At 65.3% G+C, this 16,608-nt stretch carries 15 protein-coding genes; 8 read left to right on the top strand and 7 right to left on the bottom strand.

Annotation, left to right across the window (positions count from 1 at the left end; all coding sequences use genetic code 11):
• Positions 1-36: 36 nt before the first annotated feature.
• Together ACV7NQ_RS19575 and ACV7NQ_RS19570 are read right to left on the bottom strand one after the other, a co-directional pair.
• On the bottom strand, positions 37-822 hold the full coding sequence (locus ACV7NQ_RS19575) for an acyl-CoA thioesterase domain-containing protein (protein WP_463360978.1): 786 nt from the start codon (positions 820-822) through the stop codon (positions 37-39).
• 149 nt (positions 823-971) lie between these two features.
• Entirely contained in the window at positions 972-2,621 is a 1,650-nt protein-coding gene (locus ACV7NQ_RS19570) for an acyl-CoA synthetase (protein ID WP_463360977.1), read from the bottom strand.
• A gap of 61 nt (positions 2,622-2,682) precedes the next feature.
• Between ACV7NQ_RS19570 and ACV7NQ_RS19565 the strand changes: the two genes are divergently transcribed.
• Complete coding sequence (locus ACV7NQ_RS19565) at positions 2,683-3,465, top strand: crotonase/enoyl-CoA hydratase family protein (RefSeq protein WP_463360976.1); 783 nt, start codon at positions 2,683-2,685, stop codon at positions 3,463-3,465.
• Between the two features lie 51 nt (positions 3,466-3,516).
• On the opposite strand, the gene ACV7NQ_RS19560 is transcribed toward ACV7NQ_RS19565, so the two are convergent.
• A complete protein-coding gene (locus ACV7NQ_RS19560) occupies positions 3,517-3,936 on the bottom strand; it encodes a VOC family protein (protein WP_463360975.1) in 420 nt (139 codons plus the stop codon).
• Positions 3,937-4,148: 212 nt separating this feature from the next.
• On the opposite strand from ACV7NQ_RS19560, the gene ACV7NQ_RS19555 reads away from it, so the two are divergent.
• Positions 4,149-5,147 carry a sigma-70 family RNA polymerase sigma factor gene (locus ACV7NQ_RS19555; protein WP_463360974.1) on the top strand — a complete coding sequence of 333 codons (999 nt, stop codon included), beginning with the start codon at positions 4,149-4,151 and terminating at the stop codon, positions 5,145-5,147.
• A gap of 219 nt (positions 5,148-5,366) precedes the next feature.
• On the opposite strand, the gene ACV7NQ_RS19550 is transcribed toward ACV7NQ_RS19555, so the two are convergent.
• Together ACV7NQ_RS19550 and ACV7NQ_RS19545 are read right to left on the bottom strand one after the other, a co-directional pair.
• Positions 5,367-6,917 carry an acyl-CoA synthetase gene (locus ACV7NQ_RS19550; RefSeq protein ID WP_463360973.1) on the bottom strand — a complete coding sequence of 517 codons (1,551 nt, stop codon included), beginning with the start codon at positions 6,915-6,917 and terminating at the stop codon, positions 5,367-5,369.
• Positions 6,918-6,938: 21 nt separating this feature from the next.
• Positions 6,939-7,976, bottom strand: coding sequence for an LLM class F420-dependent oxidoreductase (locus ACV7NQ_RS19545; protein WP_463360972.1), 1,038 nt, complete (start codon positions 7,974-7,976; stop codon positions 6,939-6,941).
• Positions 7,977-8,089: 113 nt separating this feature from the next.
• Here ACV7NQ_RS19545 and ACV7NQ_RS19540 point away from each other — a divergent pair, with 113 nt between their 5' ends.
• Genes ACV7NQ_RS19540 through ACV7NQ_RS19525 form a run of 4 tightly spaced genes read left to right on the top strand, consistent with a single transcriptional unit; the run spans position 8,090 to position 11,766 of the window.
• Positions 8,090-9,088, top strand: coding sequence for a Zn-ribbon domain-containing OB-fold protein (locus ACV7NQ_RS19540; protein WP_463360971.1), 999 nt, complete (start codon positions 8,090-8,092; stop codon positions 9,086-9,088).
• A 10-nt stretch (positions 9,089-9,098) separates the two neighbouring features.
• Positions 9,099-10,139, top strand: a complete 1,041-nt coding sequence (locus tag ACV7NQ_RS19535) for a thiolase domain-containing protein (RefSeq protein WP_463360970.1) — start codon at positions 9,099-9,101, stop codon at positions 10,137-10,139.
• Positions 10,136-11,302: a thiolase domain-containing protein gene (locus ACV7NQ_RS19530; protein WP_463360969.1), complete on the top strand. Its 1,167-nt coding sequence runs from the start codon at positions 10,136-10,138 to the stop codon at positions 11,300-11,302. Before ACV7NQ_RS19535 ends, ACV7NQ_RS19530 begins: the two co-directional genes overlap by 4 nt.
• Positions 11,303-11,343: 41 nt before the next feature.
• Positions 11,344-11,766 (top strand): nuclear transport factor 2 family protein, encoded by a 423-nt coding sequence (locus ACV7NQ_RS19525; RefSeq protein ID WP_463360968.1) that lies wholly within the window; start codon positions 11,344-11,346, stop codon positions 11,764-11,766.
• A gap of 110 nt (positions 11,767-11,876) precedes the next feature.
• Here ACV7NQ_RS19525 and ACV7NQ_RS19520 read toward each other — a convergent pair whose 3' ends face one another.
• Entirely contained in the window at positions 11,877-13,184 is a 1,308-nt protein-coding gene (locus ACV7NQ_RS19520; protein ID WP_463360967.1) for a cytochrome P450, read from the bottom strand.
• Positions 13,185-13,284: 100 nt separating this feature from the next.
• Between ACV7NQ_RS19520 and ACV7NQ_RS19515 the strand changes: the two genes are divergently transcribed.
• A complete protein-coding gene (locus ACV7NQ_RS19515) occupies positions 13,285-14,448 on the top strand; it encodes a steroid 3-ketoacyl-CoA thiolase (RefSeq protein WP_463360966.1) in 1,164 nt (387 codons plus the stop codon).
• Positions 14,449-14,810: 362 nt separating this feature from the next.
• Positions 14,811-15,227 carry a helix-turn-helix domain-containing protein gene (locus tag ACV7NQ_RS19510; RefSeq protein ID WP_011207048.1) on the top strand — a complete coding sequence of 139 codons (417 nt, stop codon included), beginning with the start codon at positions 14,811-14,813 and terminating at the stop codon, positions 15,225-15,227.
• A 449-nt stretch (positions 15,228-15,676) separates the two neighbouring features.
• Here ACV7NQ_RS19510 and ACV7NQ_RS19505 read toward each other — a convergent pair whose 3' ends face one another.
• Positions 15,677-16,588: an SDR family oxidoreductase gene (locus tag ACV7NQ_RS19505; protein ID WP_463360965.1), complete on the bottom strand. Its 912-nt coding sequence runs from the start codon at positions 16,586-16,588 to the stop codon at positions 15,677-15,679.
• Positions 16,589-16,608: the final 20 nt, after the last annotated feature.

Raw genomic sequence — 16,608 nt, 5'->3', positions numbered from 1 at the left:
CTGCCGCCGGCCGGAGCAGGGACCCACCGAGTGAGCTCAGTCCGGAATGGCGAAGCGAGTACCGACTTTCGCAAGCATCTCGTCGTTTGCGAAATCGACCTGTCGCTCCGCATTCGACAGCGCGGTCACCACACACGTCCCGAAGGACCCGGATCGATCGAACAGTGTCGCGCTGCCGACGGCAATCCCCTCCGCGCTGATATGACTGTCGGCCTCCACACCGACCTCCGAACCCACCGGGAGCCGCGCGAGGGCCAGCGTCATATCGGCATTGATGAATCCGATCCCCGCGCTACCCCAGTTGGTCATCATGCTCGTCGCCTCGCCGATCGTCGCGGCGCCGACGAACGCCGACGGTGTCTCGCCCGCGAACACCGGCACGGGCACTTGCCACGTGCGCTTGCGGCTTTCGTTCTGGTGCTCCCCGATCCTGGCCGACCAGCCGTCGGCATTACCGTCGCTGTTCCACAGCGGCCGGGTCGGTCCGGTGGCGACCGGGCCTGGTGGCGGCTCCGGATGAGCGTCGCGGGTCCACACCTGCCCCGGCGGCTGCACCGAGCGCTTCAGGAAGATCACCGATGCCCTGGCGACATCCTTGCCGTCCTGCATCAGCGCGGCATCCGCGACGCGAATCCGCTGTCCCGAGCGCACCACCTCGGTCACCACCTGCATCGGCTTGGCCAGCGTCGGGCGAAAGAGGTCGACGGTCAATCGAGCAGGAGTGAACCCCTCGACACCATGCTCGCGTTCCAGCGCCCGCGCCATCAGCGCACAGATCGCGGGCCCATTGATCATGTCGCGCGACCATGCGCTCGCCGCCATCGGCAAAGGCTCGAAGCCACGATCCGTGGCAACGAAAAACGCGTACTGCTCGACCAATTCGATCCCCTGTCCGACCGGGACTCCGACAACGACGCAATGGCAAGGGCGACCGCACCGTCGCGGCCGCCCTTGCCATTTGCTGGTGTTACCTACTTACTACTCGCCTCGGCATGCTCGTCGGCGGGCCGGTCCTCGGTTTGCGCCTTCGCCCAGCGGTAGTCGGGCTTGCCCGCGGGATTGCGCTTGATCTGATCGACGAACCACAGGCTGCGCGGCAGCTTGTAGGGCGCGATCTCCTGAGTGAGCACCGGACGCAATTCGTCAAGGGTGGGACGCTTGTCGCCGCGACACTGCACGACCGCCGCCACCCGCTGGCCCCAGCGCTCGTCTTCGACACCGACCACGAGCGCGTCGAAGACCTCGGGGTGGCATTTCAGCGCGCCCTCGACCTCCTCCGGGTAGATCTTCTCGCCACCGCTGTTGATGCTCACCGAACCGCGCCCGAGCATGGTGACCGTGCCGTCCTCCTCGACCCTGGCGTAGTCGCCGGGAATCGAGTAACGAACGCCGTTGAACTCCTTGAACGTCGCCGCGGTCTTGGCCTCGTCCTTGTAGTAACCGATGGGGATGTGGCCCTGGCGGGCGATGACGCCGATCTGGCCGGAGCCAGGCGCCACCGGATTGCCCGTGTCGTCGAGTACCGCGGTGGCGGCATCGATCTTCACCCGCGGTCCGCCGGTGTGATTTACACCCTTGGCGACCACGGAAAGCCCGCCGAAGCCGGTCTCGGAGGAGCCGATAGAATCGGTGATCATCCGGTTCGGCAGCAGTTCGAGGAACTGGTCCTTGAGCGTCGGCGAGAACAGAGCCGCACTGCTGGCGATCACGTACAGGCTCGAAAGGTCGTACGGTGCACCGGTTTCCGGGTTGCCCTCGATGATCGCATCGACCATCGGCCGGGCCATGGCGTCGCCGGTGATGAAGATGAGGTTGATCTTGTGGCGGTCGATGTGCTGCCACACGCCGTGCCCGGTGAACTCCGGGATCATCACGGCCTTGCCGCCGTCGAACAGGCTGTGGAAGGTGGCCGTCTGCGAACCGCCGTGAATCATCGGCGGGATCGGGAAGCGGACCATCTGCGGATTGCCCGCGCCGGTCTTGGCCTGATGCCATTCGTCATCGACGTATTCACCGGTAAGGAAGTTGATGCCGCCGCCGAGCACCCGCCACCAATCCTCGTGGCGCCACATCACGCCCTTCGGCAGTCCGGTGGTGCCACCGGTGTAGAGCATGAAGATGTCGTCCGCGGACCGCGCGCCGAAGTTGCGTTCGCCCGAGGACTGGGCGAGCACCGCCTCGTATTCGACCGAATCGCCTGCGGTGGGGATCGCGCCGGTCGTATCGTCGTCCACGACGATGACCGTCTTCAGCAGCGGGGTATTCGGACGAACCCCGGCCACCCTGTCGCTGTAGCGGCGCTCGTGAATCAGCGCGACCATGTCCGAGTTGTCGAAGATGTACTGCAACTCGTTCTCGACGTAACGGAAGTTCACGTTGATCATCACGGCGCGAGCCTTGAACACCGCGACCATGGCCTCGACGGCCTCGACCGTGTTGCGCGAGTAGATGCCCACTTTGTCGCCCGGCTGGACGCCCTGTTCCAGCAGGTAGTTGGCCAATCTATTGGCTCGCTCCTCCAGCTGTGCGTAAGTCACCTCGCGGCCGTCGTCGGCCAGCGCCACGCGGTCGGGCATCAGATCGATGGCGTGTTCGACTAGGTCCGCTATGTTGTAGCTCACAGACCTAAAAATAGAACGTGTTACTGTTTCTGACAAGGCTTGAAAGTCAGGAGAATCAGCAATGCCAGATTGCCTCGTCGAGAAGAGCGATCACGTCCTCATCGTCACCATGAATCGCCCCGAGGCCCGCAACGCGTTGTCGGGCGAGATGATGGCGATCATGCGCGACGCCTGGGACCAGGTGGACAACGATCCCGACATCCGCGTCGCGATCTTGACCGGCGCGGGCGGCGCGTTCTGCGCCGGCGCGGATCTGAAGGCGATGACCGCGCAGCACCCCGGTGATTCGTTCGCCGGTGGCGGCTGGGATCTGTCCAAGATCGAGGCGCTGCTCAAGGGCCGCAGGCTTACCAAGCCGCTGATCGCGGCGGTGGAGGGCGCGGCCATCGCGGGTGGTACCGAGATCCTGCAGGGCACCGACATCCGGGTGGCTGGCGAGAGCGCGAAATTCGGTGTGTCCGAGGCGCGTTGGGGCCTGTTCCCACTCGGTGGTTCGGCGGTGCGGCTGGTCCGCCAGGTGCCCTACACCGTGGCCGCGGACATCCTGCTGACCGGTCGGCACGTCACCGCCGCCGAGGCCAAGGAGATCGGCCTGATCGGGCACGTTGTTCCGGACGGGACCGCGCTGGACAAGGCGCTGGAGCTGGCCGCGCAGATCGCCGCCAACGGCCCGCTCGCCGTGCAGGCGATTCTGCGCACCATCCGGGAAACCGAATGCCTGCCCGAGGAAGATGCCTTCCAGATCGACGCGAAGCTGGGCATGGCGGTCTTCCGCTCGGCCGACGCGAAGGAAGGGCCGAAGGCCTTCGCCGAGAAGCGCAAGCCCACTTTCACCGGCAACTGAAAACAAAGGACCCCCGGCGCCTTCCGCGCCGGGGGTTTCTCGCGGTGGGGCTCAGCTCCCGCCGGGGTAGTCCATCCAGAACGGCTCCCACTGGTGGCCGTCGGGATCGATGAAGGTGCGGCCGTGCATGCCGACCTGCGCTTCCTGCGCCCGCTTGTCCTCGTTGACCTCCTCGGTCGCACCGGACGCCAACGCCGCGGCGGTGAGCGTGTCGACCTCCTCGGCGCCCGACAGCGCCAGCGCATAGGCGGCGCTGATGTTCGAGACCGTGTCGGCGAGTGGGCGCTTGCTGAAGGTCAGGAAGAAATCCTTGGTCAGCAGCATCAGACATATGTTGTCGTCGACCACGATGCAGGCGGCATTGTCATCGGTGAAGTCCTGGTTCACCTTCCAGCCGAGAGCCTGGTAGAAGTTCTTCGACCGGCCCAGATCGGCGACGGGGAGGTTGATGAAGATCATCTTGCTGCTCATGTTCGGCGTCCTTCTGTCGGTCCGTCGTGTGGTCCGTCTTTTTCGGTCACAAATACAGACGGACCATCGACCGAGAACTCATCGCTGCCCGGTGTCGTAATGCCGGACACAGCCGTGCAACCGGACCTGCGGCAGCGCTGATGATCTTGATTGCGCAGGTAGGAGGCTTTCGGGTCTGCGCCGTGTCGGTGGGCTGTGGCAGGGTGACAGCCATGACCGACCTGTCCGGCAAAACCGCCGGCCTCGCCCCGGAAGTCCTCTCGTCCTTCGAGGGCCATCGGCGGGAGCTGTGCGCTTACGCCTATCGAATGCTCGGATCCTCCTTCGAGGCCGAAGACGCGGTGCAGGAGACTTTCACCCGCGCCTGGAAGTCCTACGACTCGTTCGAAGGACGGGCCAGCCTACGTTCCTGGCTGTACCGGATCGCCACCAATGTCTGCCTGGACATGATCGACGGTCCGCAGCGGCGCGCCAGGCCGATGGACCTGTCGGGGCCGTCGCGGCCGGATTCCCCGCTGCCCATGCCGCAGCCGGACTATGTCTGGATCGAGCCGATCCCGAATGCGCTGGCGTTCGGCTCGGATCCCGCCGAGCACGTCAGCACAAAGGACACCCTGCGACTGGCCTTCGTCGCGGCCTGTCAGCATCTGCCCGCCACCCAGCGCGCCATTCTGATCATGCGCGAGGTGCTGCGCTTCTCGGCCAGCGAGACCGCCGAAGCGCTCACTATGTCACCCGCATCGGTGAACAGCGCGCTACAGCGGGCCAGGGCCACCATGTCGAAGGTCCAGCCGACCACCACGGACAACTACGACGAGACCGATGAGGACCAGCGCAAGCTGGTCGACGACTTCGTCAAGGCCTTCGAGGCCTACGACATGGACACGCTGACCACGCTGCTGAAAGCCGATGTGGCGCTGTCGATGCCGCCGCTGAAGCTGTGGATCTCCGGTCCGGAGAACGTGACCGCGTTCATGCTCGGCACCGGCCAGGCGTGCCGCGATTCCCGGCTGGTCCAGTTGGAGGGTGCCAACGGCCTGCCCGCCTTCGGCCACTACAAGCCCGGTGACGAGCCGGGCGTGTGGATCCCGTGGTCGGTCACCGTGCTGGAACTCGACAACGGCACCATCGCCGGACTCAACTTCTTCCTCGACACCGAGAAGCTGTTCCCCTTGTTCGGCCTGCCTCCCGAACTGCGGGAACCGGTCTGAGACCGGAGCACCCTCCGGCGACCACCACGCGCTCTGTCTTACGAAGAGTCAGGACGGCTACCGCGGGGCTCCCCTACATACTCTCTGTCTTACGAGCGGCCCGTTCGCGGCCCGGCTCGCGTCCGAGTGGCCGATGCGATTGCGACGAAGTCGTGAGCATCGGTCGCTCGGACGTGAGCCCAAGGGGGCCACGAACACGCAGCGCCGCAGGCGCTGCAATCAAACGCTGTAGCTTTCTTTGAGCTTGCGCTTGTACATCTTGCCGTTCGGGTCTCGCGGCAGCTCCGGCAAATAATCGATCGAGCGCGGCATCTTGTACTTCGCCAATTGTGTTGCGGCGAAAGCGAGCAGCTCGGCGGTCAGTTCCTCGTCGCCCTCGAAACCATTCGCGGGCTGCACCACCGCCTTCACCTCCTGGCCCCAATCCGCGTGCGGCAGACCGAACACCGCGACATCCGCGACCTTCGGATGGGTGATCAGCACGCTCTCGATTTCAGCCGGGTAGATGTTCACCCCGCCGGACAGAATCAGATCCGACCGACGGTCGTGCAGGTAGAGGTAGCCGTCCTCATCGAGGTGGCCGATGTCGCCGACGGTGAACAGGTCACCGACCCGCGAATCCTCGGTCTTCGCCTTGTCGTGGTGGTACTCGAAACTCGAAGCGCCCATCCGCATGTAGACCAGGCCGGGCTCCCCCGCGGGCAGCTCGCCGCCGTCTTCCTCGCTGAGCACCTTGACCACCGACCAGGGCCAGGCCTTGCCGACCGAGCCCGGCTTGAGCAGCCACTCGGTCCCGTTGATCACCGTGCCGCCGCCCTCGGTGGCCGCGTAGTACTCGGTGACCGTAGGGCCCCACCACTCCAGCATCTGTCGCTTGGTCTCCTGCGGGCACGGCGCCGCGCCGTGCACCATGCTGCGCAGCGAGGACACGTCGTACTTGGCGCGCACCTGCGCGGGCAGTGCCAGCAGTCGATGGAACTGGGTGGGCACCATGTGGCTGTGGGTCACCCGATACTTCTCGATGAGCCGCAACATCTCTTCGGCGTCCCAGCGATCCATCAGAACAACCTTGTGCCCCAACTGAATCGAGATGGTCGCCCAGTTCAGCACCGCCGTGTGGTAGAGCGGCGAGCCACAGATGTGCACGTGATCGTCGTAGGGCGCCAGCGCGAACAGGCTGAAGAAGGCATTCGTATATGGCGCAACGACATCCGGGTCGGCCCCGGTGAGCGGGCGGCGAACGCCCTTGGGGCGACCGGTGGTTCCCGAGGTATAGAGCATCGGCGCACCGGTGGTCCGGTTGTCCGGCCGACCGGTGTCGGCGGCGCCGAGCCAGGCCACCGACTTGAAGCCCTCGATCTCGCCCACCGAAAAGCGTGCCGAGGCAGGCAATCCGGCCTCGTCGGCGGCGGCGATCGCGGCCGCGGCGAAGCGGTCACTGGCGATGAACGCCTTCGCCTCGCTGTCGGACAGGATGTAGGCGACCTCCGGCCCGGTCAGGTGCCAGTTCACCGCGACGATGTACAGCCCGGCCTGGTAGGCCGCGAAGTAGGCGGCGACCGCCTCCACACTGTTGTGCACCATGCTGACCAGCACGTCGCCCGGCTGTAGGCCCAACGACCGCAGGCCGGTGCCGTATCGGTTGGCGAGGGTGGACAATTCGCGATAGCTCACCTCCCGGCCCGAGGGATCCACCAGGGCGATCCGATCGGGTTCGGCGTTCGCAATGTTCCACAGACCGAGAATTTCTACTGACTCCTGCGTCGTCACACTTTGAATCTAGAACGTGTTCTACATATCGACAAGGGGTGCGAGCCGATGCAATTGCCCGGGGTCGGGCACGGACACCAACATCATGGTGACGCCGGCCGCGTCCCAGACCCGCAGTTGCTTACGAACATGCTCCTCGTCGCCGATGATCGCGGTATCCATAATCATCTCGTCCGGCACGACCGCGGCCGCCTCGGCCTTCTTGCCCGCCATGAACAGCTTGCCGATCTCGTCCACCTCACGCTCGTAGCCCATCCGCCGGTAGACCTGGGCGTGGAAATTCAGTTCCGGCGCACCCATGCCGCCGATGTAAAGCGACATGATCCAGCGCATCCGCTCGATTTCGCTCGCGGGATCGTCGGTGAGCACCACCTGGCAGCTCGCGGCAATCTCGAAGTCCTCCCGCGACCGGCGCGCACCGGCCCTGGCGAAACCCTCGTCCAACCAGTCGTTGTACATCCCGGCCAGCCGGGGCGCGTAGTAGATCGCGAGCCAGCCGTCGGCGATCTCCGCGGTCAGCGCCACGTTCTTCGGCCCTTCCGCACCCAGCCAGATCGGCAAATCCGCACGTAGCGGATGCACGATCGGCTTCAACGGCTTGCCGAGCCCGGTCGAGCCAGGCCCCGAGTAGGGCAGCGGGTAGTGCGGACCGTCGCTGGTGACCGGCCCCTGCCGCTGCAGCACTCGCCGAATGATGCCGACGTACTCCCGGGTCCGTTGCAACGGCTTGGCGAACGGCTGGCCGTACCAGCCCTCCACCACCTGCGGCCCGGAGACGCCGAGTCCGAGGATCGCCCGGCCGCCGCTGAGGTGGTCGAGGGTCAGTGCGTGCATTGCGGTCGCCGCCGGGGTACGGGCCGACATCTGCACCACCGAAGTTCCCAGACGCACCCGATTTGTCGACGATCCCCACCAGGTCAGCGGACCGAACGCATCCGACCCCCACGACTCGGCGGCGAACACCGCGTCGAATCCGGCATCCTCCGCCGCAAGCACCAAATCACCCGCATTTTCCGGCGGTGTCGCACCCCAGTACCCGAGCTGCAATCCGAACTTCATGATGGACCCTTTCACCCAACTGCTTGCCAGCAGAATAAGAACCTGTTCTACTCAACATTGTGACTCAGCGGAATACTGCATCCGGCACAATCGCGGATGAGAGAGGGTCGGATTTGAACACCGGCGAGCAGGAGCGCAGCGACCCGAGAATCGGTGCCGCACCCGATGTACTCAGCGCGCCCCTTCGGGTGCAATTCGACTACACCCGGTACGTCGGACCGACCGTCGGCAAGTTCCTGACCGCGCTACGCGCCCGCAAGATCGTCGGCGTACGCGGCACGGATGGGCGGGTGCACGTGCCGCCGCCGGAATATGATCCGATCACCTCCTTACCGCTGACCGAGTTCGTCGACGTGGCCGATACCGGCACGGTCGAATCGTGGACCTGGGTTCGCGATCCGCTGCCCGGCCAGCCGTTCGATCGCCCCTTCGCTTGGGCACTGATCAAGCTCGACGGTGCGGACACCGCGCTGCTGCACGCCGTCGACGTGGCCGCGCCCGAGGATATCCACACCGGCCAGCGCGTGACCGTCAGGTGGGCCGCCGAGACCACCGGCAGCATCAAGGACATCGCCTGCTTCGAGCCCGGCGAAAAATCCAACGCACCAGCGCAATCCGCTGCCGACGGCGAGCCGGTTACGGTGATCACCACGCCGGTCGACCTGAACTATACGCACAGCGCCTCTCCACAGGAGACCATCTACCTGCGCGGACTGGCCGAGGGCAAGCTGCTCGGCGGGCGCACCGACGCCGCGGGCAAGGTGTATTTTCCCCCGCGCGGCGCGAACCCGACGGACGGCAGGCCGACCGACGAAATCATCGAACTGCCTGATCGCGGCATTGTCACCACCTTCTGCATCGTCAATGTGCCGTTCCTCGGCCAGCGGATCAAACCACCGTACGTCGCGGCCTATGTGCTGCTCGACGGTGCCGATATCCCGGTTCTGCACCTGGTGCTCGGCACCGAAGCGAGCGAAGTGCGGATGGGCATGCGGGTGGAAGCGGTGTGGAAACCGCGCGAGGAATGGGGCTACGCGCTGAGCAACGTGGACCACTTCCGTCCCACCGGTGAGCCGGACGCCGAGTACGACACCTACAAGCACCACCTCTAGAGAGGCCCACGTGACCGACCATTCCACCGACATCGCGGTCGTGGGTTTCGCCCACGCACCGCATGTGCCGGAGACCTTCGGCACCACAAACGGTGTCGAGATGCTGGTGCCGATCTTCCAGCAGCTCTACGCCCAGCTCGGCATCACCAAGTCCGATATCGACTTCTGGTGCTCCGGTTCCTCCGATTATCTGGCCGGACGGGCCTTCTCGTTCATCTCGGCGATCGACGCCATCGGCGCGGTGCCGCCGATCAACGAATCCCACGTGGAAATGGACGCCGCATGGGCGCTCTACGAGGCATTCGTGAAACTTCGCTCCGGACAAGCGAAGACCGCCCTGGTGTACGGATTCGGTAAATCCTCCGCGGGCAACCTGCGTCAGATCCTCACGATGCAGCTCGATCCCTACCTGGTCACCCCGCTGTGGCCGGATTCGTTTTCCATCGCGGGCCTGCAGGCGCGCGCCGGACTCGACGCGGGACGCTGGACCGAACGCGATATGGCGGCGGTGGCCGCGGGTGCCTGCGGCGATATCGAAAGCCTGCTCGCCACACCGTATGTCGCCGACCCGCTGCGCGCGCACGACTGCGCACCGGTCACCGACGGCGCGGCGGCAATCGTGCTCGCGGTCGGCGATCGGGCCCGCGAGCTCTGCGAGCGACCGGCCTGGATCACCGGCATGGCGCACCGCGTGGACACCCCCGTGCTCGGCGCCCGCGATCTCACCGTCTCACCCTCGACTTCGGCTGCGGCACAAGCCGTTACCGGTGGCGACACCAGTGGGTTCGACATCGCGGAACTGCATGCGCCGTTCAGCCACCAGCAGCTGATCCTCGCCGAGGCGATCGGTCTGACATCCGATACCGAGGTGAACCCGTCGGGTGGCGCACTCGCGGCCAACCCGATGTTCGCCGTCGGCCTGGAACGAATCGGCTTCGCGGCCGACGCCATCATGGCGGGCACCGCGAATCGTGCCCTCGCCCATGCCACCAGCGGCCCCGCGCTGCAGCAGAACCTTGTGACTGTTTTGGAATCGGAGACCAGCCGATGAGCTTCCCGGCCGCGGTGCTCGGCACCGGACAAACCCATCACGTGACGAAACGAACCGACGTGTCCATGGCGGGCATGTGCCGCGAGGCAATCGATCGTGCGCTCGACGATGCCGGGCTCACCATCGCGGATATCGATGCGGTGGTCGTCGGCAAGGCCCCGGACTTTTTCGAGGGCGTCATGATGCCCGAGCTGTATCTCGCAGATGCCCTGGGCGCCACCGGAAAACCGCTGCTGCGCGTGCACACCGCCGGGTCCGTCGGCGGTTCCACCGGTATCGTCGCCACCAACCTGGTGCAGGCCGGGGTGCACAAGCGCGTGCTCGCGATCGCGTGGGAGAAGCAGTCGGAGTCGAATGCCATGTGGGCGTTGTCGTTTCCGGTGCCCTTCACCATGCCCGTCGGCGCGGGCGCGGGCGGCTACTTCGCGCCGCACGTCCGTTCCTACATTCGCCGCTCGAACGCGCCGAGCCATATCGGCGCCATGGTCGCGGTGAAGGATCGCCGTAATGGCGCCAAGAACCCGCTCGCGCACCTGCACCAGCCGGACATCACGCTGGAGAAGGTGCTGGCGTCCCAAATGCTTTGGGATCCTATCCGATTCGACGAAACCTGCCCGTCTTCCGACGGCGCGTGCGCGGTGGTGATCGGTGACGAGGAGGCGGCGACCGCCGTCGAAGCCGCCGGCAAGAAGGTCGCCTGGGTGCACGGCACCGCCATGCGCACCGAGCCCACCTTCTTCGCCGGACGCGACCAGGTCAATCCCCAGGCCGGCCAGGATGCTGCGGCGGCGCTGTGGAAGGCCGCGGGTATCACCGATCCGCTCGCCGAGATCGATGTCGCCGAAATCTACGTGCCGTTCTCCTGGTTCGAGCCGATGTGGCTGGAGAACCTCGGCTTCGTGCCGCCGGGCGACGGCTGGAAGCTCACCGACAAGGGCGAGACCGAAATCGGCGGCACGTTGCCGATCAACCCCTCCGGCGGCGTGTTGTCCTCGAATCCGATCGGCGCCTCCGGTCTCATCCGCTTCGCCGAGGCAGCCAAGCAGGTGATGGGACGGGCCGGGGCCTACCAGGTCGAGAACGCGAAGAAGGCGCTCGGACACGCGTATGGCGGTGGGTCACAGTACTTCTCGATGTGGGTGGTTGGGTCGCAGCGGCGGTGAAGTTCACCCATCGAGAATCCGATCATCGCGAAGGAGCAGGGATGACCGCCACCACCACCGAACATCCGGCCAGGGTTGCCGGGCTGGCCTCCCAAACCGCGGTGCGGGCCCGCGACAAAGAGGCATGGCTCGACCTGTTCGCCGCGGACGGCATCGTCGAAGATCCCGTCGGCCCCTCGGGTTTCGACCCTGAAGGCAAGGGCCACCGCGGTCGCGACGCCATCGCGGCGTTCTGGGACAAGGTGATCGCCCAGACCGAGTCGATCGAGTTCCTGTTCAACGACTCGTTCGCCTGCGGCAAGGAGGTGGCCTTCACCGGCACCATCCGCAGCAAGCTCCGCGGACATCAGATCGATGCCGACGGCGTGTACACCTACCGGGTCGACGATTCAGGCAAAATCGCTGCCCTGCGCGCCTTTTGGGAGGTCGACCGCGCCATGGCCACCGCCGAACGCGTCGACTAAACAAACCCGCGTATCGCCCCTCGGTACGCGAAAAGGGCCCTCGAACCGGTTGGGGACTACCGGTACGAGGGCCCTTTGGCGTAACCGACTCAGTGGGCGACCGGGGCAACTCAGTGGGCGACCGGGCAACCCTTGGTCTTGTAGTCCACCGGAAATTCCTTGATGCCGTTGAGCCAGCCGGAGCGCAGCCGCTTCGGGTCACCGATCTTGGTGATGTCGGGCAGGTGATCGGCGATGGCGTTGAAGATCAGCTCGACCTCCAGCCTGGCCAGGTTCGCGCCGACACAGAAGTGCGCGCCGGTGCCGCCGAAGGACAAGTGCTGGTTGCCGGTTCGCATGATGTCGAACTTCTCCGGGTTCTCGAAGACATCCTCGTCGAAGTTGGCCGACCGGTACAGCATGACCAGCCGCTGGCCCTTCTTGATCGCTACGCCGCCGAGTTCGGTGTCTTCCAGCGCGGTCCGCTGGAACGAGGTGACTGGGGTGGCCCACCGAATGATCTCGTCGACCGCGGTGGCCGGGCGCTGCTTCTTGAACAGCTCCCACTGATCGGGGTTGTCCAGGAAGGCCATCATGCCGTGGGTGATCGCATTACGGGTGGTCTCGTTGCCCGCGACGGCCAGCAGGATCACGAAGAAGCCGAACTCCTCCGGCGAGAGCTGATCGCCGTCGACATCCGCCTGGACCAGGGTGGTGACAATGTCGTCGGCCGGACATTCCTTGCGCGCCGCCGCCATTTCGTAGGCGTAGCCGAGTACCGCGGCGGACGACGCGACCGGATCGACATCGATGTCCGGATCGTCATAGCCGGTCATCTCGTTCGACCAGGTGAAGACCTTCATCCGGTCCTCCTGCGGTATGCCGATCAGCTCGGCGATCGCCTGCAGCGGCAGTTCGCACGCGACCTGGGTGACGAAGTCACCGGACCCGGATTCGGCCGCGGCCTCGACGATCTCGCGGGCGCGATTGGACAGTTCCGCGCGCAGGCCATTGATGGCGCGCGGGGTGAAGCCACGGGAGATGATCTTGCGCAGCTTGGTGTGCTCGGGCGCGTCCATGTTCAACAGCACCAGCCGCTGCAGTTCGATCTGCTCACGCTGGATGTCGTCGTTGAAGCGCGGGATCGCGGTGTTCTCGAAGGTGGAGAACACATCGCCGCGCCGCGAGATCTCCTTGACGTCGGCGTGCTTGCTGACCACCCAGAAGCCGTCGTCGTGGAAACCACCGACCTCCGGTGGCTGTGGGTTCCACCAAATCGGCGCGCTGCGGCGCAATTCGGCATACTCCTCGACGGGGAGTCGCTCGGCATAAATGTCGGGGTCCGTGACGTCGAACCCTTCCGGCAGATTCGGCCGGGCATTCCGGGGGTCTACCACCAGATGTCTCCTTCGACAAACTGAAACACGTTCTACAATCATTGAAGCACAGGAGGAAGAATGAGGAAAGAACCAGGACGGATCCACCTGGCGCTATCGTGGATACACGTTTCAGTTTTCTGTCCCTAAAGAAAGGTCGGACATGGGCACACCCGTCATCGTCGAGGCCGCTCGTACCCCGATCGGCAAGCGCGGAGGCTGGCTGTCGGGCCTGCACGCCGTCGAACTGCTCAGTCTGGCCCAGCGCGGACTGCTGGACAAGGCGCACCTCGACCCGGCACTCGTCGAGCAGGTCATCGGTGGCTGCGTCACCCAGGCGGGCGAGCAGTCCAACAACATCACCCGCGTCGCATGGCTGCATGCCGGGCTGCCGTGGCAGGTCGGCGCCACCACCATCGACGCGCAGTGCGGGTCGGCGCAGCAGGCCAACCACCTGATCGCCGGGCTCATCGCGACCGGTGCCATCGACATCGGCATGGCCTGCGGCGTGGAGGCGATGAGCCGAGTTCCCTTGGGCGCCAACGTCGGTACGAACGCGGGTCCGCGCAGGCCCGCCTCCTGGAATATCGACCTGCCCAACCAGTTCGAGGCGGCAGAGCGAATTGCCAAGCGGCGCGGCATTACTCGCGACGACGTGGACGCGCTCGGCGCGCGCTCACAGCAGCGGGCCGCACAGGCGTGGGCCGAGGGCCGCTTCGACCGCGAGGTGCTCACGGTGACCGCGCCGGCCGTCGACAAGGAGGGCAACCTCACCGGCGAGAAGCTCGAGGTGACCAGGGACCAGGGCCTGCGGGATACCAACCTGGAGAGCCTCGCCAAGCTGAAGCCGGTCCTCGAGGGCGGCGTGCACACCGCAGGCACCTCGTCGCAGATCTCCGACGGCGCGGCCGCGGTACTGCTGATGGACGAAAAGGCCGCGCAGCGAGCAGGATTGCGGCCACGCGCCCGGATCGTCACCCAGGTGCTCGTCGGCGCCGAGCCGGAGTTCCACCTCGACGGACCGGTGCAGGCCTGCACCCGGCTGCTGGAGCGATCCGGCATGAATATCGGCGACATCGATCTATTCGAGATCAATGAGGCTTTCGCATCGGTCGCACTTTCGTGGGCTTTCGTACACAATCCGGACATGGACCGGGTTAATGTCAACGGTGGTGCGATCGCACTCGGACATCCGGTAGGCTCCACCGGATCTCGGCTCATCACAACGGCTTTGCACGAACTGGAGCGAACCGGTGGAAGTACAGCGATGGTGCTCATGTGCGCGGGTGGCGCACTGGCGACAGGCACGATCATCGAGCGGTTGTAGGAGCGTCAACAATTCCCCACGATTGGTTGAACGTTCATCCCAGAGCCGCCAAAACGTGTCGCACGCCACACAACCGCCGCTACAGACCAGTTCCATGAGATGTCAGCTATCTTTCGGCTATCATGATTCCGTTCGGGAACACCCCTGCGACGGGCCAGAACCGGGTGACACCACCCCTTCGCAAGAGGCGTTGGGGTGACCCGCAAACGCAACGGTCGCAGCCACTTCCCCGGAGCGGTACCTAGAAGCTTCAAGGAAATCCTGAATCAGGCGTAGGTTTTCAGTTACTGAGCCGCTAATATCGATGATACGTATCCGAGATAACGACTGTTAGTACAGTGAAGGGAATTGGGCGGGTCACAATGGCTGATTTCGCGGCGCGGCTGAACAAGCTGTTCGAAACCGTGCATCCCCCGGGGCGCAAGCCGCACACCAACGCGGAGGTTGCGGCTGCGCTGACAGCCTCCGGGCATCCGATCTCCAAACCGTACCTCTCCCAGTTGCGGTCGGGGCAGCGGACCAACCCGTCGGACGAAACGGTGGCTGCACTGGCCAAGTTCTTCAAGGTCAAGCCGGACTACTTCTTCAACGACATCTATGCCGCCAAGATCGATCACGATCTGGAGTTGTTGTCCCAGCTGCAAGGCTACGGACTGCGGCGGTTGTCGAGTAGAGCGTTCGATCTGTCGGAAGAATCTCAGAACCTCCTCACGTCTATGGCGGAGAAGTTGCGGGCAAGCGAGGGCCTGCCTGAAATCCCTCCGGATGGCACCGAATAGGTTCTCCTGCAGCGCAGTACGGTGCGGCCTTCGGGCCGCACCGTACTGCGTCATGGGTCAGGCACTCCCTGGCGAGTTGATCACGCCTGCGATGCCCCGAGAGTTGTGGGCTGGCGGCGGTGTGCGGGGTTGGGTTATAGGCGTCCATGCGACTTACCCATGCGCACGAAAACAGTGGGATACAGGGTCGGCTTACACGAATCCGGCTCGGCGATCGCCGAGCCGGATTCGTGTTCCACCAAGGGGATTGAATACCGTTGGGTTTGGTCGACAACGCGCCGAGGTGATCCTTAAATCGACGAGACGATCAATTCCGTACCGACGCTGGAGTAGTCGCCTCGTAGGCATGGGCGATGGTCTCCGACCCAGCCGCGCGGGCTGATTCCCTCGGGCGGAGCAATCCAGCGCGCGTCTACCACTATGTCGCCCAATGGATTACGCGCCCTCGCTCAGGCGCCGTACACCGGCTCCGGCGGCACCGCCTTCGCGATCAGGTCGGCCACGACCGGACCGAGTTCGGCCGGTTCCCAACGTGCGCCACGATCGACCGCGGCGCCGTGCCGCCAGCCGTCGGCGAGCGCCACCTTGCCGCCCTCGACCTCGAACATCCGTCCGGTCACGCGAGCGGATTGCGCACTGCCGAGCCAGACGACCAGCGGGGAAACGTTCTCCGGCGCCATCGCGTCGAAGCCGTCCTCGGGCGCCGTCATGGTATCGGCGAAAACGGTCTCGGTCATCCGGGTGCGCGCGGCGGGTGCGATGGCGTTCACGGTGACGCCGTAGCGGGCGAACTCGGCGGACGCGGTCAGGGTGAGACCCGCGATGCCCGCCTTGGCCGCGCCGTAATTGCCCTGACCGACGCTGCCCTGCAGGCCCGCGCCCGAACTGGTGTTGATGATGCGGGCCTCGACCGGGCGGCCCGCCTTGGACTCACCGCGCCAATACTCGATCGCGTGCCGCATGGTCGCGAAGTGGCCCTTGAGATGAACGCGGATCACCGCATCCCATTCGTCCTCGCCGAGGTTGACCAACATCCGGTCGCGCACGAAACCGGCATTGTTGACCAGCACGTCCAGACCGCCGAAGGTGTCTACGGCCTGCCGGATGAGGTTGCGCGCGCCGTCCCAGTCCGCGATGTCGTCACCGTTGGCGACGGCCTCGCCACCCAGTGCCTTGATCTCGGCGACGACCTGCTCGGCGGGTGTCTCGCTGGTTTCCGCGCCGTCGAGCGCGGAACCGAGATCGTTGACCACCACACGCGCTCCGGCGGCGGCGAAGGCCAGCGCATGTGCCCGGCCGATCCCCCGGCCCGCGCCGGTGACGATGACGGTGCGCCCGGCGCAGATCTGCTCGGTGTCCATAAACCTATGTCCTCTTCGTT

Source organism: Nocardia sp. Tas62D01 (genome assembly GCF_055232035.1).
Note: the sequence above shows the minus strand (reverse complement) of the source record. Positions and strands in the feature narration are given on the sequence as shown.